Genomic DNA, 26,205 nt, shown 5'->3' on the forward strand with positions numbered 1-26,205 from the left:
TCGATCAGACCGGATGAGCTAACCACTCACCAAACACAGGGGCTTCCTGTCGGCCTAACAAATGAATCGGTTTCCCAAACGCTTTGGCGAAATGAGGAAAGGCTGTGTCGACCCAGCCTGCCAAAGCCAGTGCCCGGGGATCGATATCTACAGGGACTGTGTGCTTGACCAGGGCTAAGGCCTCTGCCCCCAGGCGAGCGGCCAGCCAGGCAGCCAGACTATCAGAAGTGACGGACCAGCTTTCCGGGATGTCGGCGGCGCCAACACATAGGGAAGAAGGCAGCCAGACGGGGGTTCGGCCCCGTACCAACACCCTGGCGATGTCCTCCGGATCACTGGCAGGAATCAGACCAGGTTCGAGAGCGCACAGCATCAGTCCATACTGCTCCATGGCGAGCAAAGCCATGTGATGAGCTGCAGCGTCCGTAAACCCCCAGCGTGCCTGGGCGGCCCGTACCGCATCGGCGAAAGGGCCTCCTCCGGGCACCACCACGATGCGCCCGCCCGCCCGGGCCAGTACCTGTAACCAGTCTGCAAGCTCCGGCGCCTCATGCAGGTTGCCACCCAGCTTCACGACCCGGAGCATAGCTCACCGGCCTCCCCCCCTCCGTATTCCCTGACCAGACGCAACATGGCTGCCGCCTTGTCCAGGCACTCCTGGTATTCCTCGTCAGCCCGGGAATCTGCAACGATGCCACCACCGGCCCAGAAACGCAGTTGGCTATCGGAACTGACCATAGTACGAATGGCGATGTTGCTGTCCATGTCGCCGTTGAAACCCAACCAGCCCACCGCACCACAGTAAACCCCACGCCGATGGGGCTCCAACTCCTCGATAATCTCCATGGCCCGCAGCTTGGGCGCCCCGGTGATGGAGCCACCTGGAAAGGCGGCACGTAGCAGGGCCACAGCATCCACGCCATCGGCCAGATGGCCGGTGACGGTGCTGACCAAGTGGTGTACGGTGGCAAAGCTCTCGATTTCGAACAGCCGAGGCACAGCCACGGAGCTGGGTGTGCAGACCTTGCCCAGGTCGTTGCGCAGCAAGTCTACGATCATCAGATTCTCGGCCCGATCTTTTTCGCTGCGCTTGAGTTCCCTGGCCAGAGCCGAATCCGCCTCCGGAGCGGCGGCGCGCGGACGGGTGCCTTTGATGGGCTTGGTTTCCACCCGACCCTGTTTCACTTCCAGAAAACGTTCCGGCGATGAGGACAGGATTCGCGCGCCGGGATGGTTGAGATAGGCCGAATAGGGAGCCGGGTTGAGCCGACGCAGAGCCTGGTAGCCCAGCCAGTGATCGCCGGACACCGGGACGGAGAAACGTTGGGCCAGGTTAACCTGATAACAGTCGCCAGCAGCGATGTAGCGCTGGATGCGAGAAAACGCCTGCTGGTAGGCGCTCCGGTCGAAATTGATCGAAACCTCGCCGGTAACCCGGAACGGACACCGGAATTCTGGCAACGGCGGATCGGAAAACAAGGCGAGCAAGCCGTTCCAATCCGCTTCGGTACGGGGATCGCGGCCAGCGGCAACCAGCCAGCTCTCGCCCCGCTCGTGATCCACCACTGCGGCCCAATCGTAGAGACCCACTGCCATTTCCGGGATAGCTTCGGCGTCGCGGGATTTGGTTGGCAGGCGCTCGATGCGCCGGCCAAGGTCGTAGGCAAAGTAGCCGATGGCCCCACCGGCGAAGGGCAGCGGCGTGGGTTGGCCATCCGCCGCCAGATAATGACGTAGCAATTTAAAAGGATCGGCAGGAGAGAGGGTGACTTCGCCGAACCTGCGGATCTCGGTCATGCCGCCCCGTGTAACCAGAGTGGCATAAGGCCGCGCCGCCAGGATGTCCATGCGCCCAGCGGTGGAACGCGGACGGGCGCTGTCCAGGAACACAGCCCAGGGTTCGTCGGCAATGGCTTCGAACAGTTCGGCACTGTCCGGACGATAGGGGATCGACGTCAGGTACATAAAAAGCTCCTTTTGATCTTGTAGCATGCGGTGGTGAAATTCACCGGCATGAACGCAGCTACTTGCACTTTTTTTCTCCTGCCAGCAGCCAACCTACCGCCACCGCCGGCGCGCACCAGTCGACTTTCCCCGACATGGAATCCGCCGTCAACAGTTGTGAGAAATTCATGACCGGCCGTCCAAGCCGTGCCGCCAGCCGTTCTCCCAGGAACGCCCCGGTCCCGGCAATTACCAGAGGGGCATTCGGTTCCAGCAGTCCCCGGGACAGCACCTGCCGCGCAGCGCGGCTGATCCTCTCCAACTGGGCATTGGCGAACCAGGCTGCCAACTCGGCCCAGGCACCCTCCGGCAGGGCGCAGGCATCCCGGCCCATCATGCGGGCCAAGCGGGCACGGCTGGCTTCAGCTGTTTTGGGGCCGCCGTCCGCGCTGTCCTGCTGGTCGGCCGTCTCGGGCAACCAGCCCAGCACCCGGTAGACATCTGCACTGGTGGCGAAATGCTCCGCCATGAGGGGCGCCCAACGTCCGGCCACAGGGGCCTCGGCGGCCAAAGCCATGACTGGCGTGCGCACCACGCCAGTGTAGACCAGCTCACCGGCTACCAGACGGTCGCTGTCACTGGTGCTGAAGGTGGCCACCCCCCCGTCGCGTATCGGTATGATGTCAGTGGTGGTGCTGCCGATATCGACCAGTAGCCCGTCGTCCAAGCGCGTCGCCACCAGGTGGGCGGAGGCATGCCAGTTGGCGGAAGCCACCTGCTCTGCGTGCAGGCGAGTGGCGTCGGCATCAAGCCACCCCAGCGCGCCGCCATAGAAGCGCACCCGGTCGCTCCCCAAGCGTTGGCACAACACGTCCACCAGAGCATGTACACCTGACCGGCGGGTCTTGAACAGGTCAGTCATTTCGCCTGTCATGGTAACGGCATGCCAGGCCAGCGGCGTGCTCTCTGCCAGTATCCGGTCTATGGCCGCATGCAGGTGTTCCAGACCACGCCACAGGGGACAGGCCTCCTGCCAGACTCCGGATATCCGGTCATTCCCCTCTACCCGGGCTGCTTTCAGGTGCGCACCGCCCACATCCCAGCCCATCACGGTCTCCCCTGTTTCTTGAGCGATCGGCTCGACCAGCCGGGAGTCAGCATGCATGAGTCGTCTCCAGTTGAACCGCATGTATGCCGCGACAGGGTCGCATCTCGGGGAGTAACAACACCCGCTCTGCCGGATTGCAATCAAGCGCGACCCGTAACCCGGCATAGGATACAGTAGGACGTGGATTCACTTCCAAAACACAGGGGCCGGATGGCGTCTCGATAAGGTCAATCCCGACATAACCCCACAATCCGGGCAGGCTGGCCGTCACTTGTGCGGCCAAGCTTGCATAGACGCCATTCTCGTCGGCCAGAGCGTTAACTGTCACCCCGTCAAACCTGAATTGGTCATCTTGCAGGTCAATATGCTGACGGTTAACCGTCAGCAGCTGGGCGCGACCTTCGCAACATAACAGGGACAGGGAAAGCGCCTCGCCACCCACATAGGGCTGGAAGATAAAACCTTTTGATTCTTGCTGCATAGCCCAAGATTTGGCTTCATCCAGATGGGTAAAAAACAGCGTCTCTTGACATCCGGCGCCGTCGTCAGGCTTGGCTACCACCGCACCCTCAGCAATCATGAGAAACGGGGCGCTATAGGTCGGTACCACATTAATCCCGGCGGCGGCCAGATGCCTTGCCGTGCTGGCTTTGCTTGCTGTAATCCCTATCGCCGTTGGCAGGCAGCCAAGCAGCCGCTTGCCGGCACAGAGAATATCCCGGTTCAGGCATTCCAGTATGCCCGCTTCCTCCGGCGCCACAGGCCAAACCGCGTCCGCCATTGCCAGACAATGTCGAAAATCGCTGGCAAAACGCTCAGCATTGGTAGCCGTAACCACCAGATTCGGCAAATCCGGCCAATCCGGCAGGGCGAGACGATCATCGCGTAGCGTCATCACTTCCACCCCTTCAAGGGATATGAGATCATTCACCAACGCCTGCCAAATCAATTCTCCTTCCATCCAAAAGCTTGGGAGTGGTTGTCCGGCAAACCCGCCACCCGTAACGAATTCATAAACAAAAATCTTCATGCCTGCATCCTTACAGCTGATTCCGGTTCTGGACCTGATGGGCGGCCAAGTGGTACGCGCTCGCGCCGGACTCCGGGACGAGTACCTCCCCCTGCAATCCAGACTGTGCCAATCTAGCAGACCCGAAGCCGTGGTGGAGGGACTGCTCAGCCTGTTCCCATTTCGCCACTTGTACATAGCGGATCTGGATGCCATCCTCGGTCAGGGCAGCCACCAGACCACCCTGGAGTCCCTGCGCCGAGCCCATCCGGAGCTGGAATTCTGGGTGGATGCGGGCTTTGCCAATGTAGAGGCCGCCCGTATTTGGCAGAGCAAAGGACTGGGTCGGCCGGTATTGGGGAGCGAGAGCCTGTCCGAGGTACCAGCCCGCTCCGTATTCCCTGTCGGCGGTGTGCTTTCCCTGGATTTCCGGGGCGATGACTTCCTGGGGCCGACCGCCTTGGTACGGGAAGCCGGACACTGGCCATCGGACGTTATTGTCATGACCCTGGCGCGGGTAGGAATGAGCGAAGGGCCCGATCTGGCCAGGCTGGAGGAGCTGCGACGGTTGGCCCCGGCATGCCGCCTGTACGCAGCAGGAGGGGTGCGTCACGCAGCAGACCTGGTGGAACTGACCCAGGCCGGCGCCGCCGGCGTGCTGCTGGCTTCGGCTCTGCACGACGGGGCCATCAGCCGCACCGAGCTTGCCGCGCTTCGTGCCGGTATACCAGCACCAGGACCGGGGCGTTTCGTACAAGCTAAAATCCACTAGGTCGGGCATGAAATCGATGAGCGGCTCCCATATTGTGAAGTGGAACGCCGGGTCAACTCCGGCCCGACGCAATTCGGGGTATGGTGGCCGAAATGCACCACCACAAGGGCGCTTCTCACCCGCTTGCGATAGGTGTAGTGCGGGCAGCCCACGGCCGGCAATGGGATGATCTGACCAGCCACCGCCACGTGCCGTGCGCAGCGTCCGCAATGCAGCTTGCTGTACCTGGCGAGGTAATCGGTGAACCAGGGGACGGATTCGAACACCACGGCTTTGCTCACCGTGTCTTCCGGAGCCTCCAGGTGAAAGCGGGACCAGACGACTGCCATGACTTCCAGGCCGTCGAGCAGGCGTACGGCACCGGCCTGGGTCAGGCTGTGCAACAGGGGCGCACCCGCCGCCAGGAACTGCATAGCAAGCTCGTGGCCTCACAATAAAAATTCGCGCTGTCTCCTCGGCCTCATCTGTCAAGGCGAAGGGCAGGAACGGATAGCCGCCATACCGTGTGGTGGCATGGGCCAGATAAGTCGCATATTTCAAGCATTGTGTCGTTAGTGACACCCTGGCGGATAGCCAGGGGTCAACTAATGGAGGCGCCCTGGCGGATAGCCAGGGGCCAACCAGATAATGTTGCAGGATGCTTAACCGGCTATTCGCCCCGACCCGGTGGATACCGGGTACATCATGGCGAAGCCGGAAACCATAGGGAACGAGAGGTGCCATATCCCGCAACAATGGATCGAGGCAAACTGCTTTGCCTTTCACAAGGCAAAGCGAGCAGCCTTCGTCCCGTATCCCGCTGGCCAGATTCAAGCCTGCAAGAAACCTTCGTACTGTTTCGTCAGGCACAGTAGCAGGCATTAACGGAAGCCCAGCCATCATTTCAACTATCCCAACCCTTGCCCCAACAGCTCGATGGGCTTGGCGTAATGCAAGGCATATTTCTGGAGGATGTGAACACTACAAACGTAAAGATGCTTAATGTGGAGAGATACATCACTGTGGCTCCGCATTTCTGGCAACATAGTCCCTCCCTCTCCTTATCTTAGATGTGGGCTGCGAAGGGGTGGCCTGCGCTGCCCTTCTTGGCCACAACGTCCGCAGCCGTGGGTATGCCGGAAATGGCGTTCTTGATGGACTGCTTGGTGGCTTCGTAGTTGTAGTCCTGAATCTTGGCGTTGTCCGCCGCTTCCCAGTGGATGAACACGCCCACACAGATAAAGACATTGTCGGCTTCGTTGGCAGGAATGGTCCCATCTTCGACACAATCCGCTACTGCCATGGCCACGCCGCGCTGGGCCGGGCCGAACATCTGCACGGCTTGCGTTGCGCCCTTGATGGTGACTTTGTTGAACATCATGGTGTTGGGTTTGGTGGGCAGATTGGGCGCCACTATCGCCAGCAGGGAAGAATGACCCTCCTTGTTGTTGATCAGACCATTACAGAAGGCCATTTCTACAGCGCTGCCACGTGGCCCCATGATCAGGTCGATATGAGCCACTTCGTTGCCCTCACCCACCAGGGCCTCGCCCACCATTACGCGATCGATCTTTGCCATAATTAATTCTCTCCTTGAATTGCACAGACTCGGTTGGATTAGAGTGGCTCGCCAGCGCCGAGTCATTCGTTGGCTGACCACTTGTTTCAAGCCCTAACAGGCATTTCAAAATATCGAATATCCTGGACGCCTCCTTTGGGCTGGTTTGAAGACAATACTTCTTAACCGTGCGTCAGCCGGTCTGCCAGCCAGGTGGCCACGGTCAGATCAGCGCTGGTGCCGGGGTTGATCGAGGTCAATTTGAGCTCATGATCCAGCGCTTCCAGGTGGCTCCGAACATCGGCCCAATCGGAACAGCGCGCTATGTTTGCAATACAGGTCCGGGTCATTTGGCGAACCTGTTCGGCTGTATCCGGACCGTATTTGCGCAATACATGGCTATCAGGGAAGTCCGCCAGGTAACCGAGGTAAACAGTCGTCACTGCCTCTGCCTCGCCACCCCAGCGGGCTCGTCCCTGCCGCAGCCTGACCATGCCCATGCCGAAGATGTCGGCGTAAGTACTGGCATACTGGTGGGCGATGCGGTCCCACCGCGCAGCTTCCTGCATGGCAACTAACAGGGTTACCGTAGGCGTGGTGTGGACATCGTGGCGTGTAGGCTCACCCAGCCCGCCGGGTGCGGCCAGGCAGATGGCACGATAAACCCAATCCGCGTCTTCCTGAGTTAATCCGGACAAGCTGAGGTACAGGCGTTGAGCCAGTGTCTCACCCGGCAAGCGGTGCTGGGCGGCGTGTATGAGAGGGACGGCCAGCAGCACGATACCCAGGTTGGTATTGCATGCCACTGCTTGGCGAGTGGCCTCGATGGCGCGGTATACACGCTCTCCCACCCCCAGCATCCGGTCTGCCACGTGGGGCGCGGCTACCCGGGCACTAACCACGAAGTCCTGCGCGGTCATGCCGTGGCCAGGGGAATCCATGCTTACGTTACCGGGTTTGAAGGCGAGGACATCCAGTTCGCAGGCCGCCCGAAACGCATCCGAGGCGGCCAGAATATCGGGCTGCAGTGCCATGGGCGAATTCATGCGAAGTGCTCCTGGAGCGGCTTGATCACGTGTCGGTCAAGAAAGTCGTCCACCAGCATGCCGGCAATGTCCGCCTCCACCACGGACTGCAAGCCCAACCAGGCAGGAATGCTGTTTACCTCCAGCACAGTGAGGTGGCCTTCCCGGTCGCGAATCATATCGACTCCCGCGTAATCCATATCAAGTGCGTGGGTTGCTGCCTCGGCCAGACGGAACAGCATCGAATCCTCCGGGGCGGGCAGACAAGCGGCACCCTGAGCTACGTTGTTGATCCAGCCCGTCCCCCTGCGGGTCATGGCGGCCCGGCTGGTACCGCCGATGACCAGCACGCGGTAGTCCTCCCCTGCCCCCGCCTCCGCACCCACGTAACGCTGAAGGTAATATAGTCCCTGGTAATCCTCCACCGGGGGCAGGTCGCCGGGATGGGCCAAGCGCCGCAACCCTGTCCCTTGGGAGCCGAATAGGGGCTTAAGCACAAGTTCGTGACCTCGAGCCACTTCGCGCATCAGGAGCGCGCGGGCCTGCGTTTCCGACTCCAGTACCCAGGTAAGCGGTGTGGAGACGTCTGCCTGCTTCAGCAGCAGGCTGGTCATGGCCTTGTCCACGCTCTTCTCGATGGCCCGCGCCGAGTTGTAGACCGGTACGCCGATAGCCGGCAGCACATGCAGGAAATCCAGACGCAGGATCACTTGCTCCAGCGTGCCGCCGGGCACGCCGCGTACGAATACCCCGTCCGGCAAACGATCCTCGAAGCCCGGCAAGACCACGCCGCCGATGCCTTCTTCCAAGTCCACCCTGCAATCCATTAATGACAGATAAACTGCCTCGTAGCCCCGCGCCGCGAAGGCCTGTTTAAGACGCTTGCCGTGCCAGCCGGGGTCGTCAGTAAAAATTGCAATGCGCCCGTTCATGTAAAGGAACGCTCCAGCAAGTCTGCGTTGAGCTGTCCCGCCCGGAAACTGCGGCCGGTGGTCAGGCAGGTGACCGTTACCTGGGCAGGGGCGAACAACAGGGGATCTATCTTATAAAAGTCGTGGTCTGCCGCCTTGAACACCTGGGCAAAGGGCTGCCCATAGTCGGCGGAGGCCTCGCTGGGCAGGCGTCGGGCCAGATCCTCGGCGGCTGCCTGTTCGCCACTGACGAACAGGTGGACCCGGCTGCCAAACAGGATGGCGTCGTTGGTACGGCCCATGGCGGTGAGAAAGTCAGGCGCGGGCGGACAGACTGGTGCCGTGCCCATACCATCGACAATGTGATCCAGCGGGAAGCCGAGGAAATGAGCCTTGTGCAGAGCCACCTCCAGCACCCGGGCAACCACCTGCACGCTACCGGCCAGGCTGGAGGTGGGCGTCAGGATCAGGGTGAGACTTTCCGGCGGTATGCCACACTGGTCCGCGATCTTGTCCAGAAGAGGTAAAGGCGGCGTTTTGTCGGTTTCCAGCACCAGGCAAGTGGAAGCAGCCGTATCACGATAGCCCATTTCCCGGAACAGCTCTTCCTTATAGGCCAGGGCACGCCCGGGGCCTGAACCCATGGCGAAGAAGGATCCCTTGCCTTCGCCATGAACCAAGATCCAGCCCGCGTATTGGCTGCCCAGGCAGGCCAGCACTGGCTGGGCGGTTGAAACCGCCAATTCCCAAGCCCAGGCGGCGTCGGCTCCGGCGGGTACCAGGCTCACCCGTCCCAAGCCGCCCAGACATATCTCGGCAATGCGCCGGCCCGCCTCGATGCCGCCGGCAACCTGGATGCCCGCGTCCACGATGCGTACGCCGTTGTCCTGGCGAGCCACGGCTAGGCGCAACTGGGGTGCTTCTTCCACCAGGCGTTCTACCAGGGGCGCAGTGAGTTGGTTGATGCTGATAATCATGTCAGTCATTTTTCAGGCCACGGCTGCTTGGGTTTCGTGCCTTGGCGGGTGATCATTGTCGCCAGGACGGAAAACAGCCAACCGGTCGAGGATCGTTTGGCGCCGCTCCAGGGCTTGCTGCTCGACCTCGGTCACGTCCGCACCTTCGGCGTGGACTGTGCAGACCGGCTCACCCATCTGCATGACGCAGCCCACTTGGGGCAGATCCGCGCTCCAGTTCGGCCAGGGGAAGGAAGCAGGCACACACATTGTGGTTTCCGCATAAGTCACTGCCACCGCCATGGCGCCCTCGGGCTGCGGCAGCCCCACTGGTAGCCGACCGAGGCAGGCCTGCATGTGGAGATCAAACAAGGGCGGTACGGGTGGCACATCCCATAGCTCAAGCGTGGCGGTAGGCCGAGGGTTGAGTTCCAGTAGCGTCCATCCCGTGTCCGTGATGATGAAATCCAGGCCATTCAGACCTTTGAGACCGAGGTTGCAGGTCAGGGCTCGGGCTGCGTCCACCACTGCCTCGCCAATCAGGGCCGGAGCCTGAACCTGGCGTATGGCGCCGGCATAGCTCCAAGGGCCGGGCGCCTGAGGTGGAGTCAGAAGGGCGCGGTTGAATCCCACCGGGCAAACCCCGTGTCCGTTGGCCAGAAACAGCAGTGACCAGTTCTCACCCGACACGGCGCGTTGGAAATAGCGGCCCGCTTCATCGCCGGTTTGGGTCGATGCCGAACGTACATGAGTTCCGCCGCTGGCACCGGCTTTCTTGCTTAGCCAGCCGACATGAGGAGTCGGGCGTTGCGCTCTCACTTGTGGATGGGGAATGCCGAGCTGATCCAGCAGGGCAAAGAATCTGGTCGGGTTCGCCACAGTTTCCAGCACCGCGGGGGTATTGCCCAACAGTGGCCGGCTCTCGGCCAGGCGCCGCAACAGATCCGGCCGGGCTTCGAAGCCCGAGCCATATACCAGCCCGAGACAGCGATCTTTGGGGCAGATCGCCTCTGCCGCCGCCAGCATGGCCGCCGGTTGCACATTCCAGTCAGGGTCCAGGGGTACCCGGGCCCATTCCCGGGCGAGACTGCAGGTATCCCGGTCGGCAAACGCATCCACTCCGACGGCGCGCCGGCCTGAACGAGCCGCCGCCTGTGCCAGAATGCGCCCGGATAGAGAAACAATAAGAAAAGCTTTATCGGGCATGCCGGCAGGCCTCTTCCAGACAGTCGGCAAAACCCAGATACAAGGGACTGTCAGCTCCCCGCATCGCTTGTAATAAAGCTTGTTGAACCTTGTATTTGACGTTACCGATAGCCAAAGGGCCAATACCCACGGCCCGGCCAGAGCCGGCAGAAAGATGTGCGGCATCGTCCATGACACCGATACCCGCCACACCGGCAGGTGGCACAGCATTGATGTCCGCTGCCACCAGCAGTTTGGAAGCCAAAGCAAGATGTTCAGCGGAGAGCACCTGCACCCCGGCCTTGGCGGTGGCGAGGATAATTTCTGCGTCAGCCAGTAACGCCACTTTACTTATCTCGGAATGGGTGTCAGCCGGGCGCACGACTATGCCGAAACGGGCATTGATGGTCTCGGTAACAGCCACAGCCCGAGCCAGGCCGTCATGGCTAGTGATGGTGACCTCGGCCCCCGCTTGCGCCGCCAACACCGCCACAATCTTGCCCACCGGGCCGGTACCTCCGAATACCACCACCTGGCGACCTGTCAAGCTTAAACCGTGAACCTTAGCCAAGGATTGTTCCACCTTGGCCAGCATGGCCGCTGCCGTAGTGTAGGCGCCGCTGGGGTCAGCGAAGACGGAAACCTGGAAGGGCGGCACCATAGCCTTGCGAGCCGCATCCAGCATGTCAGTAGCGAGCACTGCATCGCGTCCGCCGATGAAAATGCCCGTATGCTTCACCCCCTTAGCCCCCCTGGAAAAGATGACATCCTGGGTAAAATTGGCTATCTCTTCCAAGCCTACGCCCGCATAGGGAATCACCGCATCCCAGCCGGCATCGTAGGCCATGTTCACATCGAAGGGGCTGACACGTTCGCCCGGTGTGGCGAAGTGCAGTAAATAGGGTTTCTCCATCGTTATCCTCGTAATTCTGTTTTTGATTTTTTATTTGGCTTGCGCCAGGGCCTGGTGAGCTTCGGTGCGTATTTCCGCCCCCCGGTTTCGCCCGGCACAAACCATAAATTCCAGGTTGTCTGCGGCAAATTCGGTACGCGCCGACCGGGCCAAGGCATGAGCCGACATTTCGGACTCCGCCAGCACGAAGCCGGTTGGCCCCCAGGAGCTCTGCCCCACTCCAGCAGCGCCGTTGCGCCCGAACCACTTAAGGGCACGCGCCACCCGGGGACTGGCAAAACGTCCACCTTGAGCAGGCGCGAAATGGTCGCCCACCACTTCCTGGATTGTGCTGACAGCGACCCCGAAGCCAGCGATATCCCATTCCGCCAAGGCAGGCATGGCCTGCATCAGAGCCAGACGACACAGGCGACCAGCACTGGCTTCCGGAAAGTTTGGCAAGGCGGCGAAGGCTTGTTTTTCCTGTTCGCCGTGCAATCCCGTGTAGGTGCGGTCGAACACCAAAACCAGACGCCAGTGAGCCGGAAATTCCAGGCGGGAAATCACTGTGGGTGGCGCATCTTGTCCGCCCCGGCCGCCATCCACGACGAATCCGCCGTGCTCGAACAGGCCAAGCCCGATACCGGAACGCCCACCCCGGTTCATAGCCGTGGCCATGTCGCGCAAGGGCCATTCCACTCCATAGAGACGGGACAGTGCAGTTCCCACCGCCAGAGCCAGCTGGGTGCCTGATCCCAAGCCTGCATGTTCGGGGATTGCTTGCTGTACCTGCAGGCGTGCCCCCCCTTTGATGCCCATGCTGACCAAGGCCTGGCGCGCGAAAGCCTGGGCGCGTTCAGCCTGGGGGCCCTGAGCGGATATCCGATCGTCCGGATGAGCCGTGACCGTGGTGGCCAATTCCTCGATCGCCAGACCCAGGCTACCGAAGCGCCTCCCCAAGCTGCCGTTGAGGTCGAGGAATCCCATGTGCAGTCGTGCTGGAGCTCGTACGGTTGCGCTTAGATAGGCTGTAGGGGACATATTTTTAAAAATTGGATCATTAATTTGTCACCAGATTAGCAATCTCCATGCCATAAAAAAACGCATATCAATCAGCCTGCTAGTACCCATACATCGTGCAGAAGTGTGACACACTGTCCCATCGATCACCCCGCGCGTGGTACATCCAGGGTCGCATAACCACACTCACGGATGTCAGGAAAATATTTGATTCGCCAGACATAATCCAAGAGATCCCAATGGATTCCAATGGATTCCATGCATGGCATGAAAAATGCTTATATTGCAGCACCCCTCCTGTTAAAATCCTTTATCCGATGTCTGATACCTTTGTCTGTTGCCCATTCTGTGGCTTGCTTTGCGATGATCTGACTATCGCCCTTAACAAGGGTCAGGCACAGATCGAAAGTGCGGGCTGTGCCCGCGCTGTCAAACTGTTTGTTGTTCCCAGGCAGAGTCAGGCTCTGGTCGCCGGCCAGGCAGTCGACTTGGCCGCTGCCTATCGCGCTGCGGCCGCCATCCTCACGCGTTCGCAGCACCCTTTGATGGGCGGCCTGGCCTGCGATGTCACAGGCCATCGCGCAGCCTTGGCTCTGGCGGAGAAAGTTGGCGGCGTAGTCGACCACATGAATGGGCAGGCTCAGTTCCGCAACTGGCTGCCCTTCCAGGACGGCGGCTGGATGACCACCACACTGTCCGAAGTGCGCAACCGGGCTGATCTGATCGTGTTAGCCGGCACCGATACCTCCCGTTTTCCCCGTTTTTTCGAGCGTTGCCTGACACCCGAGTCCCAGTTTGGCGAGCTGCATCGGCAGATCATCGCTTTGGGAACCAATCTTCCCTTGATCCCGGGACGCCCCACCGATACAGACCTCGCCATTCCCATTCAGAATGAGCGCCTGGGTGAGTTGTTCGCGGCTTTGCGCGCTCGCTTAGCTGGACACCGGCTAGACGCTCCCGATATTGCCGGCGTACCGCTGGCGCAAATCGATGCCCTGTTGGTTGCCCTGCATGCCGCCCGCTATGGTGTGCTGGTATGGAATGCGGCAGAGCTGGATTTTCCCAACGCCGACCTGGCCATCCAGGCCATGGTGAATCTGATCAAGGACCTCAACCGCACTACCCGCTGGTCCGGCCTGCCCTTAGGCGGCAACGACGGGGACACTTCCGCCGCCCAGGTCTGCACCTGGCAGGCGGGCTATCCCCTGCGCACCACGTTCGAGGCCAGTGGCCCCCATTACGAACCCATGCTCTACGCGACGGATGCCCTCCTGGAAAGCGGCGATGTGGATGCCCTGGTTTGGATATCCGCCTTCGACCCTGAACGCACCCCTCCAACCGCAAATTGCCCCACCATCGTCTTGGGACGCCCCGACATGATCTTCACCCGCCCACCGGATGTCTTTATTCCGGTCGCGGTACCGGGCGTGCAACACACCGGCTTCCTGCACCGCATGGACGCGGTGGTGGCCCTGCCTCTGAGCGCGCCGGCCCCTGCCGACCTGCCCAGCGTAGCCCAGGCCCTGGTGGCCATCCAACAGAAATTGAACCATGCTGCGGCTTAAAGGCGGACGCCTGTACGACCCCGCCCATGGCATCGACGGTCAGGTGGGGGACCTCTATGTCGAGGACGGCCGCATCGTTGCCGATCCAGGCCCCGATGCCGTCATCCACCAGGAAATCGACTTGACGAACCGGGTGGTGATGGCCGGTGCCATCGACCTGCATACCCACATCGGCGGCGGCAAGGTGAACATCGCCCGTGCCCTGCTGCCGGAAGACCACCGATTCGACCCGGCGCCCGCCACGGACCTCATGCACGCTGGTTGTGGCCACGCCGCGCCCTCTACCTGGACCACCGGTTATCGCTATGCGGAGATGGGCTATACCGCCTGTTTCGAGCCGGCTATGCTACCTTCCAACGCGCGCCACGCCCATCTGGAAATGGGCGACATCCCCATGGTGGACAAAGGTGCCTACGCCATGCTGGGCAGCGACGATTTCTTCCTGCGCCTGTTGGCCACCGGCGCCGACCAGCGTTTGGTCAACGACTATGTGGGCTGGACCTTGGACAGCAGCCAAGCCATGGCCATCAAGGTGGTGAATCCGGGTGGCATTTCCGCTTTCAAGTTCAATGCCCGCAACCTGGACCTGGACGAGGCTCACCCCTACTATAGCGTAACGCCGCGGCAGGTGATCCAGACCCTGGCCCGGGCCGTGCACGACTTGGGCGTGGCCCACCCGCTCCATGTGCATGCCAGTAATCTGGGCATCCCCGGCAACGCCGATACCACGCTGGCCACCATGGCGGCGGCAGAGGGCCTGCCCATCCACATCACTCACATCCAGTTCCACAGCTACGGTATGGAAGGCGAGCGCAAGTTTTCTTCCGAAGCCGAGCGCATCGCCGACGCCATCAACCACATGGGCAACGTGAGCGCGGACGTGGGGCAGATTCTTTTTGGACAAACTGTCACCGCCTCTGGCGATACCATGATCCAGCACCGCAACCGCCGTCATGCCAGCCCGGACAAATGGGTATGTATGGATATCGAATGCGACGCGGGTTGCGGCGTGGTACCCTTCAAGTATCGCGACAAGAACTTCGTCAACGCCCTGCAATGGGCCATCGGCCTGGAACTGTTCCTGCGGGTGACCGACCCATGGCGCATCTTCCTCACCACCGACCACCCCAACGGGGCGCCCTTCACCAGCTACCCGCATCTGATCCGTCTGCTCATGGATCGGAATTTCCGCAATTCAAAATTGGACGAGATCAACCCGGAAGCCGCTGCCCACAGCCAGCTGCGGCAACTGGCACGGGAATACGACCTGTACGAGATCGCCATCATGACGCGCGCTGCGCCGGCCCGCTCCCTGGGCCTTTCCGACCGGGGCCACCTGGGCGTTGGCGCTGCAGCCGACATCGTGGTCTATCGGGACGATACCGACCGGGAGGTGATGTTCGCCAAACCCGAGTACGTGTTCAAGGATGGCCGTCTGATCGTGCGTGATGGCCGTGTGGTGGAGGTGGTCAACGGCGCGGTCCATGTGGTTAAACCCGAATACGACAAGGGCATCGAAAAGCCCCTGAAGGACTATTTCGATCGTTACATGACGGTGAAGATGGAACACATAAAAGTAAGCGACGACGAAATATGCAGCTGCGGCGCCAGCAGGCTCATTCCTCACAAGTGCTCGGTGAGCAGCTCATGATCCATAACGGCGTCCTCATCGACGACACCTATGCCGAGGCCTTCGGCATGAAGGCCACCCGCATCATCATCACGGCGGACAACCTCACCTGGGCGAAAAACGCCGCCAACGCCGCCTTCGGCTTCGCCACCTCGGTCATCGCCTGCGGTTGCGAGGCGGGCATCGAGCGGGAACTCGCGCCGGACGAGACACCGGATGGCCGACCCGGTGTGGCCGGCCTGCTGTTCGCGATGTCAACAAAAGAACTCGCCAAGCAGTTGGAGCGCCGTATTGGCCAAGGCGTGCTCACCTGCCCCAGTACCGCCGTGTTCGCCGGCTGCGACAGTGAGGAAAAACTTCCCCTGGGCAAGAACCTGCGCTATTTCGGGGACGGCTGGCAAATATCCAAGGTCATCGCCGGTCGCCGCTACTGGCGCATCCCGGTGATGGACGGGGAATTCCTGGCCGAGGAAAGCACAGGCCTGCTGCGTTCCGTGGGCGGCGGCAACTTCTTGGTGCTGGCGCGTTCACGTTGTCAGGCACTAAGCGCGTGCGAAGCGGCTGTGCTGGCCATCGCCAAGGTACCGGGTGTCATCACGCCCTTCCCCGGTGGCGTGGTTCGCTCCGGCTCAAAAATAGGTTCCAAGTACAAGGCTTTGCCCGCCTCCACCAACGATGCCTTCTGTCCCACCCTGCGTGGCGTCACGGAATCCGAACTGTCACCAGAGGTGGAGGCTGTGCTGGAAATCGTCATCGACGGGTTGTCCGATGCCGATATGCACGCCGCCATGAAAGCGGGCCTGGAGGCAATTTGCGAGATTGGCGCGGCGGGTGGCATCGTGCGCCTGTCCGCTGGCAACTATGGCGGCAAATTGGGGCAATTCCACTATCGTCTGCGGGAGATACTGGCATGAGCGCCCTGACCCTGACCTTGCGTGCGGCGCCTCAAGGCCGGGTGGATATGAGCGGCGTTTTGCCGGCGGCCCTGGCAGGGCTTTCCGTCGCCGCGATCGCCGCCCTGCCTTTGATCATGAATGGCCGACCGGTGGCTTTGGGCGAGCTGTTCGATGTGGCACCAGGAGAGGCGAACCGACTCGTGATCTGCACCGCCACCAATTGCCTGGATTACCTGGGCAAGGGCATGACCGCCGGGACGATTACCGTGGAAGGTCCGGCCGGTCATTACACCGGCCAGAACCTGTGTGGCGGTAAACTCGTTGTCCGTGGCCATGCCGGTCAATTCGCCGCCAGCGGCATGAAGGGGGGCCTGCTGCACATCGTCGGCAACGCTGGCGACTGGCTCGGTGCCGCGCTGATTGGCGACCGGGCCGGCATGGCCGGTGGCGTGGTAGCGGTGGAAGGCGATGTAGGTGACCGCGCCGGTGACAGGATGCGACGCGGTTTGATCCTGGTCCGTGGCCGCGCCGGTGACGCCTGCGCGACGCGGCTTCTGGCCGGCACCTTGGTTGTAGCCGGAGGGTGCGGCGACCAGCCCGGTTTCGGCCTGCGCCGTGGCAGCCTGATCCTCGGCCACGCCCCGGCTACCCTGCCGACGACATTCAACCACGCCGGCGTTGTGGATCTGCCCTATCTGGACCTGTTGCGTCGCCACGCCGCGGGCATCCTGCCCGGCGTGGTTCCCGCCCTGTCGCGCGTGCGTCGCTATGTGGGCGACCTGACTTGCGGCGGCAAGGGAGAAATCCTGGTGGCAACATGAAGTTGATTTTTCTACGCCACGGCGAATCCGAATACAACCTGCTCGGCCGCTGCAACGCCGACCCGGTCGTGGCGGTACCCCTGACACCGCTCGGCCGCCGCCAGGCCGAGGCGGCGGCCGGGCGGCTGCGTGACCTGCCGATTCGGCGAATGTACGTCTCGCGTTTGCAACGCGCCCAGGAAACAGCAGCCATCGTCAATGCGAGCCACGGTGCCCGTATCCACGTGGATACCCGCCTGGACGACCGCAATACTGGCTTCGAAGGCCTACAGGTAAAGGATTATCTGCGCGCCATGCGTGGCGCGCCCGACCCTTACGGCTGGAAGGCGCCGACGGGCGAGTCCTATCGGGAAATGGTGGCGCGGGCGCATGCCTTTCTGGAGGACCTTTCCCGGCTGGATGAACCAGCGGTACTGGTGGTGACGCATCACGAAGTGCTGCAGGCCGTGGCGGGACACTTCCAGGGTCTGAGTCTAACGCAGATGTGGCAGGTATGGGTTGGCAACGGCGAAATTCTGGAATTTGGATCGGGCTGAGGGATGTTCGTCTGCAATCGATTCCATTTCACATTGGAGCACCCGCTGGTGATGGGCATCGTCAATGTCACACCCGATTCCTTCTCCGATGGCGGCAGTTTCGCCGCCGCCGAACGGGCTATCGAACATGGCCTGCGCTTGCGAGAGGAGGGGGCGGACATTCTTGATGTCGGTGGCGAATCCACGCGTCCCGGAGCCACGCCAGTTGAGGTTCAGCTGGAACTGGACCGGGTACTGCCGGTGTTGGCCGGCCTGCTGGAGTGCGGGGCCGCCCTGTCGGTCGATACCATGAAACCCCAGGTCATGGCGGCCGTGTTGATGGCTGGTGCGGACATGATTAACGATGTGAATGCCTTGTCTGCCCCCGGCGCACTGGAGGCGGTAGCCGCCTCGGACTGCGGCGTCTGCCTGATGCACATGCAGGGCAGTCCCCGCACCATGCAGGCCGCACCCCAATACCACAACGTGGTGGCGGAGGTGCTGGACTATCTGCGTGCCCGCATCGTGGTGGCGGAGCACGCAGGCATAGTCCGGGAGCGCCTGGTAGTGGATCCTGGTTTCGGTTTCGGCAAGACCTCCGCCCATGATCTCTCCCTGTTCAGGCACCTGGATCATTTCGCTGAACTGGCTCCACTGCTTATAGGGGTATCGCGCAAGTCTCTGTTCGGCGTGCTCACGGAGCGGCCGCTACAGGAACGGCTGGTGGGCAGTGTCACCGCGGCCATGTTGGCGGCGATGAAAGGGGCGGCCATCCTGCGTGTCCACGACGTCGCGGCGACGGTGCACGCCTTAAAAGTCATGCACACACTCGCTGCTGAACAATAAGTTTCCCGCCATAACGTACGAGTATCGCAAAGCGTAACCGAATCCACCCTTTCCTGTTTAATGTTTAACCTGATGTTCGCTTCCCTAGCCCATGCGGCCGAGGTCGAGGTAGAAAACGCCTGGATCCGTGCCCCTGAGTATTGCTCTTTTTTCTCAAGGCCGCTCTTAATGATGATATGGCTTCTCTTGGTTTCCCTTGGCGCCGGCATTCTGATTGGCGCCGTTGGTATCGGAGGAATCCTTCTGATTCCCGCACTCAACGTTCTAGGGGGGCTAACAATCCACCAGGCAATGGCAACCGCCTTATTTACCTTTATTTTTACCGGTGCCATAGGCACCTTTTCGTTTCAGCGCCGCGGAAGTATCGACTGGAGCATTACTGCGCCGCTGTGCCTTGGCGCAGCAATTTTTGGATTTCTGGGCGCTTGGGCGAATGCGAAAATCGATGCGTACATACTTTCCCTAATCCTGTCGTCAATTATCATTTTTGCCGGCATTTACACTATTTCCACTCACAGCCTGGCAAGACCGGCCATTCTCCAAGGCCGGCCGGGGCTGCAGCAGGCCTTCTTGGTTGGCATAGGTGCCGTTGTGGGTTTCGGCTCAGGCCTGACTGGGGTGGGGGGTCCTGCTTTATCTGTTCCCATGATGATTTTGTTTGGGTTCTCCCCACTGACCACAATAGGCGCAAGCCAGGTAATTCAGATCCTCGCCGGAATCTCGGGAACGGCAGGGAATATGCAGTACGGCTCAATCAATTTCAATCTCGTAACCATCTTAACTATTTTCGAGGTCATAGGGGTCCAAATCGGCGTGCGGATCGTACACGCCGTGAACGCTCAATCTCTGCGCCGCTACGTAGGCGTACTGTGCATTCTTGTTGGCGCGGGACTCATGATGCGTGCATTAGGACTCTTTTAGAGTCAATCAGCGTTCAAACAAGAACGCCGGCGCCCAAGCAGTCTGTTGAAAAAACTGATTAGCAAGCCCTTCCCCCGCCGCCTCCCATCAAGGGGTCGGTGGGGTTAACAGCCTGGATCCTAAACCGCTCATCTGGACAGCCCAAGCCACTGACATCCTCGCAAAAGTCACTCGCGCTCAGACCAGGCTTCATTAAGAGATAATCCGTTTGACGCACTACACCAGAACACCAGGATTTTACGAAATTGTCTGGTAATAGAAATTCTGCTGGTGATTGACCTGCGCGAAAGAAGAACCGGCGTTCAGCGATCAATCCCATGTATTGCGCAATGAACACTGCGCACAGAAAGCTGGCCGAGGTGGTCCCCATCAACAATTTGTTTCGGGTACCCTATTCCCCTCATCTGCCTCGGCTTATCGGGCTGCCGTGCACAGTCGTTTTTGATGTGGCAAAGGTGATGCGCGCCCGCGGTGTGTCTTAAGACAGGAGACGCGCCGTGTCGAGGGGGAAATTCACCCTTCACAAATCTGATCGCTCTTTTGCACCGTTAGGTCGGCAATACCAGCTGAAGCCATGCTTCTCGAAGCCAAGCGATTCATAGAATTTATGCGCCCCTTCTCGTTTCAGATGGCTCGATAAGGCGAGCTTGTAACAGCCTCTTTTTTTACAGCACGCCATCGCGAACCGCATCATCTTTTTTCCGATTCCTTTTCCTTGCCAATCGTCGGAAACGACAACATCTTCGACAATTCCAAAAGGCTTGCCGCCGTGCGCCAGGCTATCGATTATGATCAACGCGAAAGTACCGGCAATTACTCCGGCAGATTCAGCAATATAGACACGATAATCAGGATATTCCCGGTAGAGCAAAAATCGCAGCCGCGCTTTATCCAATGAAAGTTTTTTTGCAGGTCCGAATTCGAGCAGCATATAAAGCTCAAGCAGCCGAGGCAGATCGGACAATACCGCTTCTCTAATGACGATTTTCATTCCGCTGGCAACGCCTCACCTTCCAAAACCGAATACCTCAGTCGCTGCCAAAAATGACAGTGTGGGTATACCTGGATTTAACAGAAACGTTCACATCGATCCGAATATGCGACCCTGGTTTTCGCCTGCCTTCCTCCTTGGAGCCAATCTCCCAAGAAACGTCTGAACAGGTCGGACTACCCCGTCATATTCGCAAAAAGTTCGATGACACAGCAGACTTGAAAGCCCGCCCCGGGCGCGGTTCCGCCGCCTCTTTAAATCTCAAGCTTAAGCACCCGTTTTGCATTCTGATAGAGCACCTGGTCCAGAACTTCCTCTCTGAAGCCCAGCTCCCTGTAGTCCTCCAGTGATTGCCCCATTGCACGGAAAGGATATGAACTGCCGAACATCAGCTGGTCCTTCATGAAACCGTTTGCGGCCTCGACATAAAGGTTTCCGCCCGGAAGGAAGATGTACATGTCGGGTACGAGGTAAACGTTCTCATAGCGGAAGGCGACCCCTATTATTTCATTCACATACGGATAAAATCCGTGGTAGCAAACGATCGACAGATTTGGGAATGCGCGTGCAATCCGGCCCACTGGGGCGGGGTCGGTCAGTTCGAGACTGGGGGATGTCGGCCCCGACATGATGCAAACAGGAACGCCCAGCTGGTCACAGGCGTCGTAGATCGGATACAGCAGCGGATCGTCGGCCTTCATGGGAGTGCTGGCAAACCCGGGTTCCAGATTAATGCCCTTCAGCCCCAGTGTCTTGATAGCCCGCTCTACTTCGGTAGCCGAACCATTAATGCCCACTGAGCCAATACCAACGAGCTCCTTGTGTCCTCCGGTTATTTCACTGATCTGATCGTTGGAATGTCTGATCCCTGGAGTGTCGCGGCCCACCACCACGGCTGCCGTTATACCGGTTTCACGGATCTCCTCCACAAATCCCGCAACGGTCTTCGACCGGGTAAAGTGCTCATCATCTTTTGAGCCCACCCGCCGGTTTAGCCATTTAACAACCTCATATTCCTTCGTACCAGGCGTTGCGCCATAAAAATCGTGCAGGAATGAAGGCCTGCTGCGCATATCTATTACTTTTTTTACTTTTCCTATTACTTTCTTTACCATTTCCAAATCTCCCTATCTTAAAAAATCCGGTTCAGTGTCATAACCAGTGTCAACTTGCTTCAATGGCAACGCGCGAGGCGCGATGTCTCTTACCTACTTCTACCCAACTTTTCTGGAAAAAATTACTCAATGGCTGCTTAGTACTTAATACCTGTTTAATGCTGGCATGCAGGCTCCTCGTTCCTGCTGCGCTAATTGACGGAAACGTATTACCTCCCAATCAATTGGAGTCGACATGACAACCGCAGCTCCCGTCAAGTCCAGGGCTTTGCGTTGACGCCACAGATTGGCGACATTAATCTGGTGGCGCATCTCTTCCCGGTCGTCTTGTTATGTTCTTGCGCCGATGGCGACATGGAAAATACCTGCACCAATGAACAGAATCATGCTTGCAGCCATGAACACATAGGCAATAACATTCCACCGCCTGACACTGGGTTCCGATGCTGTGCCTCGTGCCTGACACCACGAAGCAAGCACAGCGCAAACCCCGCCAAGAACCGCGAGGATAACTATCGTTGTACGGCTGAATAACCAATCCATCATAGCGACTCAATATCACACTCTTTGCTTAACTACCCGGGCCAGTCTTGTCCGCGCGTCTTGAATAGGCTTCAACGAAATCAGTTGCTGCCTTACTTCCGCCCGCAAACGATTTCATCGCTTCCTCGTGCAGCAGGGACAAGGCTTCCGTCTTCACTTCATTCGCACGCTTACTGTCAAACACGAAAGCCAACCGTCTCGGCCGGGGCAAGTCGACTTCAATCGTAGCCCGGACCTGTCCGGGAATATTGGTCATGATCAGCAAGCGGTCAGCCAGGAAGATCGCCTCATCAATATCCGTCGTAACAAAGAAATTGGTTCTCCGCGACTCCTCGTAGAGTCCTGCGTAATATTCCCACATCAACTCCTTGGACATACAATCCAGGCCACGAAATGGTTCATCAAGAATCATGACTTCGGGGTCATTGATCATTGCACGGGCTAGTTCAGCACGGCGCTGCATGCCGCCAGAGAGCTGCGGCGGATATTTATTCCGGAACGCTGTTAAACCCACCTTTTCAAGCAGAAATTTGGCCAGGTCACGGGCTTGTTGCGTATCCTCGCCGCGCGCTCTGGGTCCATACATTATGTTGTCATAGGTTGTCATCCACGGAAACAAGGCAGATTCCTGGAACACAACCAGGCGATCTCGATCAGGGCCGGTTATTGGCTTTCCATTTATTTTAATACTGCCGGTCGTAGGCTTTTCAAACCCGGCCAGAAGTCGTATCAACGTACTTTTACCGCAGCCCGATGGGCCAATCATCACGGTAAGTTTGTTGCGCTCGATGGTAAATGAGCAGTCCTTGACTACTTCCTTCGTAAACAGCCCAGCACCATATGACTTGCTGACATTGCTTACCGTGATTTCACCGGCACTGACCTGCGGCCTCAGGCTAGCCGATGAATCAGACAGATCATGGGAGATATTTGTCATATTCATATCCTTTATCGTTTCTTCAACCAGGGTGTGACGAAGCCGCCGAGCGCACGCAAGGTCGCGCTACAAAGATAACCAGCAACGCCGATGCTGATCATGCCCACAACAATCTGTGCGTAGGAACCGCCCACATAGGAGTTCCAGATAAAAAAGCCGAGCCCACCGCCTGATCCGCCCGCCTGGCTGCCGCCACCCGAAATCATTTCCGCTGCGACCACCACCTCCCAGGTAATCCCCATGCCTACTGCAGCTCCGACGACAATCGAAGGTAGTGTTGCGGGAAAAACGACACGGCGGAAAATATCCCACTGCGAGGCTCCCATTGCTTGAGCCGATTGAAAATACCGGATGTCGATCGATTTTGCGCCACCCAGCACATTGATCACGACAGTAAAAAACGCACCGAGAAAGGTAACAAAGGTGATGGACAATTCCTGCGTCGGCCAAAAGATGATCGATGCGGGGACCCAAGCCAGCGGCGGGATCGGACGCAATAGCTCAAAGGACGGGAAGGCCAGACTTCTAAACGTTTTGCTTACTGCCATGAGCAGGCCGAAGGGAATACCAATCAACATGGCAACAAGGAATCCCGTCAAAACCCGGATCAGGCTCATATACCAGCTTTGCCAATATCCCGAATCGCCAACCAGTCCGATCCATGCTTTGAGTACAGCGGTTGGAGCGGGCACCTGACCAATCCATGGCAGAGCAAAGCCTAGCCACTGCTTGGACTGCGAGCCCGCTTCCCATAGCACCAGAAACGCGACAATGCCGACAATTCCGCGCAGGGTAGAGCGGCTAAATAGTGTTTTTTTAAATCTGTTGAGGTTCATGTTCGCCTACCCTTCTTTTTCGCCTGCTGCAAAAGACTTCTTGGCTTCTTCATGCACGAGCTCTATGACTTCATCCATCAGTTCGCGATACCGTGCGCTGGTCAGTACGCTGTAATCGCGTGGATGAGGGATGTCGATGTCAAGAATCTTCTTTGGCTTGCAAGGCCGCGAAGACATGATGACTACTCGGTGGCCGAGAAAAATCGCTTCTTCCAAATCGTGGGTGATAAAGAAAATGGTGACCTTGTTCTTGTAGTAAATTTCCAGCAATGCCTCATGCATTACCGACTTGGTAAGCGAGTCGAGTGCGCGGTAAGGCTCATCGAACAACAGCACCTTGGGGTCGTTCATCAATGCCCGGACAATTTCCACCCGGCGGCGCAAACCGGAGGAAACTTCGCCCGGATAATTGTTTTCGGTGCCACCCAGTCCGGCATCAGCCATCATGTTGCGGGCTTTTTCATAGATTTCTTTTTTGCTCATCTTGCCTTGCATCAGAGGGCCGAAAGCAATGTTTTCCAGGTTGGTTTTCCACGGGAACAGTGCGCCGTTCTGAAACACCACAATGCGGTCTGAGCCCGGCTCTGCCATGGGTTTATCCGGGCCACACAAGAGCTTGTCATCGAGGTAAATCTTGCCGGATGTAATACTGTGAAACCCGGCAATCGCATTCAACAAAGTGGTTTTCCCGCAACCGGATGGCCCTACAATCATGCAGATTTCTCCTGCCGAGATATCCAGCGAACAATGATCCACCGCCATCACTGCGGCGCCTTCCGGGTCATAGATTTTGACGACATCCTCGATCCGGATTGCGCCCTGCGATATGGCTTTTTCCGACTTTGCGCTTGTTTCCAGTACATAGCTCATCAACGGCCTCCCAAGGCAAGTTCACGTACCCGCCACTGCATCATGTAATCACCGATCATGCGCACCAGGGCGCTGGTGGAATAGCCAACCGCGCCAAGGGTGATCATGCCGATCACGATCGTCGGATAGCGAACCATCGTATAGGATGTATTGATCAGATAGCCAAGCCCGAACTGGCCGGAAACCATTTCTCCCGCCACCAGTGAAAACCAGGCGACACCGACGGATATTTGCAGGCCGGTAAAAATGAACGGCATGGCGCCCGGCACAATCACTTCCCTGAAGGATTGCCACCGACTCGCACCCAGGCATGAGGCCGCCCGAATATAGGACTCGTCGATAGAATCGACGCCGAGCATGGTATTCAGGGCGGTGGCGAAAAAAGAAGCGAGAAAAGTAAGAAAAATGACCGGGGTTTCGGAGCCGCTGAACATCAAGATTGCCAATGGCACCCACGCGAGAACAGGGATGGGACGCAGGGTTTCAAAAAGAGGAAAGATGTATTCGCGAAACTTCTTGGACCAGCCCAAAAACAATCCGAGCGGCACACCTAAAAGTGTTGCCAGGAAAAACGCAATCCCCACACGGCGAACGCTGATCCAGATGTCATGGTAATACTCGGGGGTATAAAGCGACACACCATAGACTGGATTTTTACTGAAAAGCTCTTTTACAACCACGGTCAGTCCAGGCATATCTTCGAAGCGGGGCAATTTCCAGACCTCGACAGCGAAGTACCAAAAGCCCAATAGAATCGCGAATCCGGTGATCATCAGATAAGGATCAGGGCTCTTCACCCACTGCGACACGCGAAACAGCGTCAAGGTCAAGCCGGTTGCCATGGTAGCTTGCAGCTGGGGCAGAGTCTGCTCTCCGGGGGGAAAATGACGCACCTGCGTAGCCACTGCTTCCGGCAGGGTAAATTCCTTGTTGATCATGGTGGCAAAGCGGCTCATGACAACATCGCCAATAGAAGGGGACGCCTTGAAAAGATTGATCAGATCCTCGCCGTTAATCCGGATAAGCTCAGTCCGTTCCAGGCAGACGGTTTTCGCCAAACGTTTGCGCTGGCCTTCGAGCACGGCTGCCCATCCGAACACGCCGCCGCTGTATACGGTTTTATCCGGATGGATCGCATGAGCGTCTATTCCGAGAGTGTGCTGCACGCTGCCTGAGGACACAACGTATATATCTTCAGCCTTATCACCTATTTGATAAAGTACATCGCCCCGCGCGTGTGACTCCCACTTAGCAAGCCCGGCGATAGCCAGGAGCATACTGTCCGGCACCATCTGGAACGGCATTGTGCGTTTCAACAAGGCTATGAGTTGTTCCATTAATCCTCCGTGTGGCATATTTT

Annotated in this window: 26 protein-coding genes; 8 read left to right on the forward strand and 18 right to left on the reverse strand. The window is 58.8% G+C overall.

The features are described 5' to 3' along the window. Positions 1 to 4 precede the first annotated feature (4 nt). The 4 genes from GZH91_RS13040 to GZH91_RS13055 are packed head-to-tail and all read right to left on the reverse strand — an operon-like array spanning position 5 to position 4,082. Positions 5 to 586, reverse strand: coding sequence for an amino acid kinase family protein (locus tag GZH91_RS13040; protein ID WP_147071486.1), 582 nt, complete (start codon positions 584 to 586; stop codon positions 5 to 7). Next, positions 571 to 1,965: an aminodeoxychorismate synthase component I gene (pabB, locus tag GZH91_RS13045; protein WP_147071488.1), complete on the reverse strand. Its 1,395-nt coding sequence runs from the start codon at positions 1,963 to 1,965 to the stop codon at positions 571 to 573. The genes GZH91_RS13040 and pabB overlap by 16 nt, the downstream gene beginning before the upstream one ends. 58 nt (positions 1,966 to 2,023) lie before the next feature. Further along, a complete protein-coding gene (locus GZH91_RS13050) occupies positions 2,024 to 3,109 on the reverse strand; it encodes a hydantoinase/oxoprolinase family protein (protein ID WP_147071490.1) in 1,086 nt (361 codons plus the stop codon). After that, complete coding sequence (locus tag GZH91_RS13055) at positions 3,099 to 4,082, reverse strand: ATP-grasp domain-containing protein (protein ID WP_147071492.1); 984 nt, start codon at positions 4,080 to 4,082, stop codon at positions 3,099 to 3,101. The genes GZH91_RS13050 and GZH91_RS13055 overlap by 11 nt, the downstream gene beginning before the upstream one ends. Between GZH91_RS13055 and GZH91_RS13060 the strand changes: the two genes are divergently transcribed. Next, entirely contained in the window at positions 4,081 to 4,833 is a 753-nt protein-coding gene (locus tag GZH91_RS13060; protein WP_147071493.1) for a HisA/HisF-related TIM barrel protein, read from the forward strand. The genes GZH91_RS13055 and GZH91_RS13060 overlap by 2 nt on opposite strands. Here GZH91_RS13060 and GZH91_RS13065 read toward each other — a convergent pair. The 8 genes from GZH91_RS13065 to GZH91_RS13100 all read right to left on the reverse strand — a co-directional run bounded on the left by GZH91_RS13065 (position 4,830) and on the right by GZH91_RS13100 (position 12,380). After that, entirely contained in the window at positions 4,830 to 5,246 is a 417-nt protein-coding gene (locus tag GZH91_RS13065; protein WP_147071495.1) for a hypothetical protein, read from the reverse strand. The two genes, GZH91_RS13060 and GZH91_RS13065, sit on opposite strands and share 4 nt — an antisense overlap. 632 nt (positions 5,247 to 5,878) lie before the next feature. Continuing rightward, complete coding sequence (gene fae / locus GZH91_RS13070; RefSeq protein ID WP_147071498.1) at positions 5,879 to 6,391, reverse strand: formaldehyde-activating enzyme; 513 nt, start codon at positions 6,389 to 6,391, stop codon at positions 5,879 to 5,881. A gap of 161 nt (positions 6,392 to 6,552) precedes the next feature. Further along, positions 6,553 to 7,416, reverse strand: coding sequence for a triphosphoribosyl-dephospho-CoA synthase (locus GZH91_RS13075; RefSeq protein WP_223264502.1), 864 nt, complete (start codon positions 7,414 to 7,416; stop codon positions 6,553 to 6,555). Continuing rightward, on the reverse strand, positions 7,413 to 8,327 hold the full coding sequence (locus GZH91_RS13080) for an ATP-grasp domain-containing protein (protein WP_147071499.1): 915 nt from the start codon (positions 8,325 to 8,327) through the stop codon (positions 7,413 to 7,415). The genes GZH91_RS13075 and GZH91_RS13080 overlap by 4 nt, the downstream gene beginning before the upstream one ends. After that, positions 8,324 to 9,292 (reverse strand): methenyltetrahydromethanopterin cyclohydrolase, encoded by a 969-nt coding sequence (gene mch / locus GZH91_RS13085; RefSeq protein WP_147071501.1) that lies wholly within the window; start codon positions 9,290 to 9,292, stop codon positions 8,324 to 8,326. Before mch ends, GZH91_RS13080 begins: the two co-directional genes overlap by 4 nt. Before the next feature lie 3 nt (positions 9,293 to 9,295). Further along, on the reverse strand, positions 9,296 to 10,468 hold the full coding sequence (locus GZH91_RS13090; protein ID WP_147071503.1) for an ATP-grasp domain-containing protein: 1,173 nt from the start codon (positions 10,466 to 10,468) through the stop codon (positions 9,296 to 9,298). Next, positions 10,458 to 11,360, reverse strand: coding sequence for an NAD(P)-dependent methylenetetrahydromethanopterin dehydrogenase (locus GZH91_RS13095; protein ID WP_147071505.1), 903 nt, complete (start codon positions 11,358 to 11,360; stop codon positions 10,458 to 10,460). The genes GZH91_RS13090 and GZH91_RS13095 overlap by 11 nt, the downstream gene beginning before the upstream one ends. A gap of 30 nt (positions 11,361 to 11,390) precedes the next feature. Beyond that, positions 11,391 to 12,380, reverse strand: coding sequence for a beta-ribofuranosylaminobenzene 5'-phosphate synthase family protein (locus GZH91_RS13100; protein ID WP_147071507.1), 990 nt, complete (start codon positions 12,378 to 12,380; stop codon positions 11,391 to 11,393). A gap of 296 nt (positions 12,381 to 12,676) precedes the next feature. Between GZH91_RS13100 and GZH91_RS13105 the strand changes: the two genes are divergently transcribed. From GZH91_RS13105 to GZH91_RS13135, 7 genes are all read left to right on the forward strand, one after another. Then, positions 12,677 to 13,924, forward strand: coding sequence for a hypothetical protein (locus tag GZH91_RS13105; RefSeq protein WP_147071509.1), 1,248 nt, complete (start codon positions 12,677 to 12,679; stop codon positions 13,922 to 13,924). Next, the gene (locus tag GZH91_RS13110; protein WP_147071511.1) at positions 13,911 to 15,575 is read left to right on the forward strand and encodes a formylmethanofuran dehydrogenase subunit A; all 1,665 of its coding nucleotides are present in this window, start codon (positions 13,911 to 13,913) and stop codon (positions 15,573 to 15,575) included. The genes GZH91_RS13105 and GZH91_RS13110 overlap by 14 nt, the downstream gene beginning before the upstream one ends. Next, the gene (fhcD, locus tag GZH91_RS13115) at positions 15,572 to 16,468 is read left to right on the forward strand and encodes a formylmethanofuran--tetrahydromethanopterin N-formyltransferase (RefSeq protein WP_147071513.1); all 897 of its coding nucleotides are present in this window, start codon (positions 15,572 to 15,574) and stop codon (positions 16,466 to 16,468) included. Before GZH91_RS13110 ends, fhcD begins: the two co-directional genes overlap by 4 nt. Then, complete coding sequence (locus GZH91_RS13120; protein WP_223264503.1) at positions 16,465 to 17,271, forward strand: formylmethanofuran dehydrogenase subunit C; 807 nt, start codon at positions 16,465 to 16,467, stop codon at positions 17,269 to 17,271. Before fhcD ends, GZH91_RS13120 begins: the two co-directional genes overlap by 4 nt. Beyond that, a complete protein-coding gene (locus GZH91_RS13125; RefSeq protein WP_147071515.1) occupies positions 17,268 to 17,807 on the forward strand; it encodes a histidine phosphatase family protein in 540 nt (179 codons plus the stop codon). The genes GZH91_RS13120 and GZH91_RS13125 overlap by 4 nt, the downstream gene beginning before the upstream one ends. Before the next feature lie 3 nt (positions 17,808 to 17,810). After that, positions 17,811 to 18,632 (forward strand): dihydropteroate synthase, encoded by an 822-nt coding sequence (folP, locus tag GZH91_RS13130; RefSeq protein WP_147071517.1) that lies wholly within the window; start codon positions 17,811 to 17,813, stop codon positions 18,630 to 18,632. Between the two features lie 168 nt (positions 18,633 to 18,800). Further along, entirely contained in the window at positions 18,801 to 19,553 is a 753-nt protein-coding gene (locus tag GZH91_RS13135) for a sulfite exporter TauE/SafE family protein (RefSeq protein WP_147071555.1), read from the forward strand. A gap of 520 nt (positions 19,554 to 20,073) precedes the next feature. On the opposite strand, the gene GZH91_RS13140 is transcribed toward GZH91_RS13135, so the two are convergent. The 6 genes from GZH91_RS13140 to GZH91_RS13165 form a co-directional block, all read right to left on the reverse strand. Then, on the reverse strand, positions 20,074 to 20,544 hold the full coding sequence (locus tag GZH91_RS13140) for a GNAT family N-acetyltransferase (protein ID WP_147071519.1): 471 nt from the start codon (positions 20,542 to 20,544) through the stop codon (positions 20,074 to 20,076). Between the two features lie 254 nt (positions 20,545 to 20,798). Beyond that, positions 20,799 to 21,659 carry an amidohydrolase family protein gene (locus GZH91_RS13145; protein WP_147071521.1) on the reverse strand — a complete coding sequence of 287 codons (861 nt, stop codon included), beginning with the start codon at positions 21,657 to 21,659 and terminating at the stop codon, positions 20,799 to 20,801. A 571-nt stretch (positions 21,660 to 22,230) separates the two neighbouring features. Continuing rightward, the gene (locus GZH91_RS13150; RefSeq protein ID WP_147071523.1) at positions 22,231 to 23,139 is read right to left on the reverse strand and encodes an ABC transporter ATP-binding protein; all 909 of its coding nucleotides are present in this window, start codon (positions 23,137 to 23,139) and stop codon (positions 22,231 to 22,233) included. 11 nt (positions 23,140 to 23,150) lie between these two features. After that, entirely contained in the window at positions 23,151 to 23,975 is an 825-nt protein-coding gene (locus GZH91_RS13155) for an ABC transporter permease (protein ID WP_147071525.1), read from the reverse strand. 6 nt (positions 23,976 to 23,981) lie between these two features. Then, entirely contained in the window at positions 23,982 to 24,737 is a 756-nt protein-coding gene (locus GZH91_RS13160; protein WP_223264505.1) for an ABC transporter ATP-binding protein, read from the reverse strand. Positions 24,738 to 24,844: 107 nt separating this feature from the next. Beyond that, the gene (locus GZH91_RS13165; RefSeq protein WP_147071529.1) at positions 24,845 to 26,182 is read right to left on the reverse strand and encodes an ABC transporter permease subunit; all 1,338 of its coding nucleotides are present in this window, start codon (positions 26,180 to 26,182) and stop codon (positions 24,845 to 24,847) included. Between the last annotated feature and the right edge of the window lie 23 nt (positions 26,183 to 26,205).

It is taken from the genome of Sulfuriferula plumbiphila, assembly GCF_009938015.1.
Taxonomy (GTDB): Bacteria; Pseudomonadota; Gammaproteobacteria; order Burkholderiales; family Sulfuriferulaceae; genus Sulfuriferula; species Sulfuriferula plumbiphila.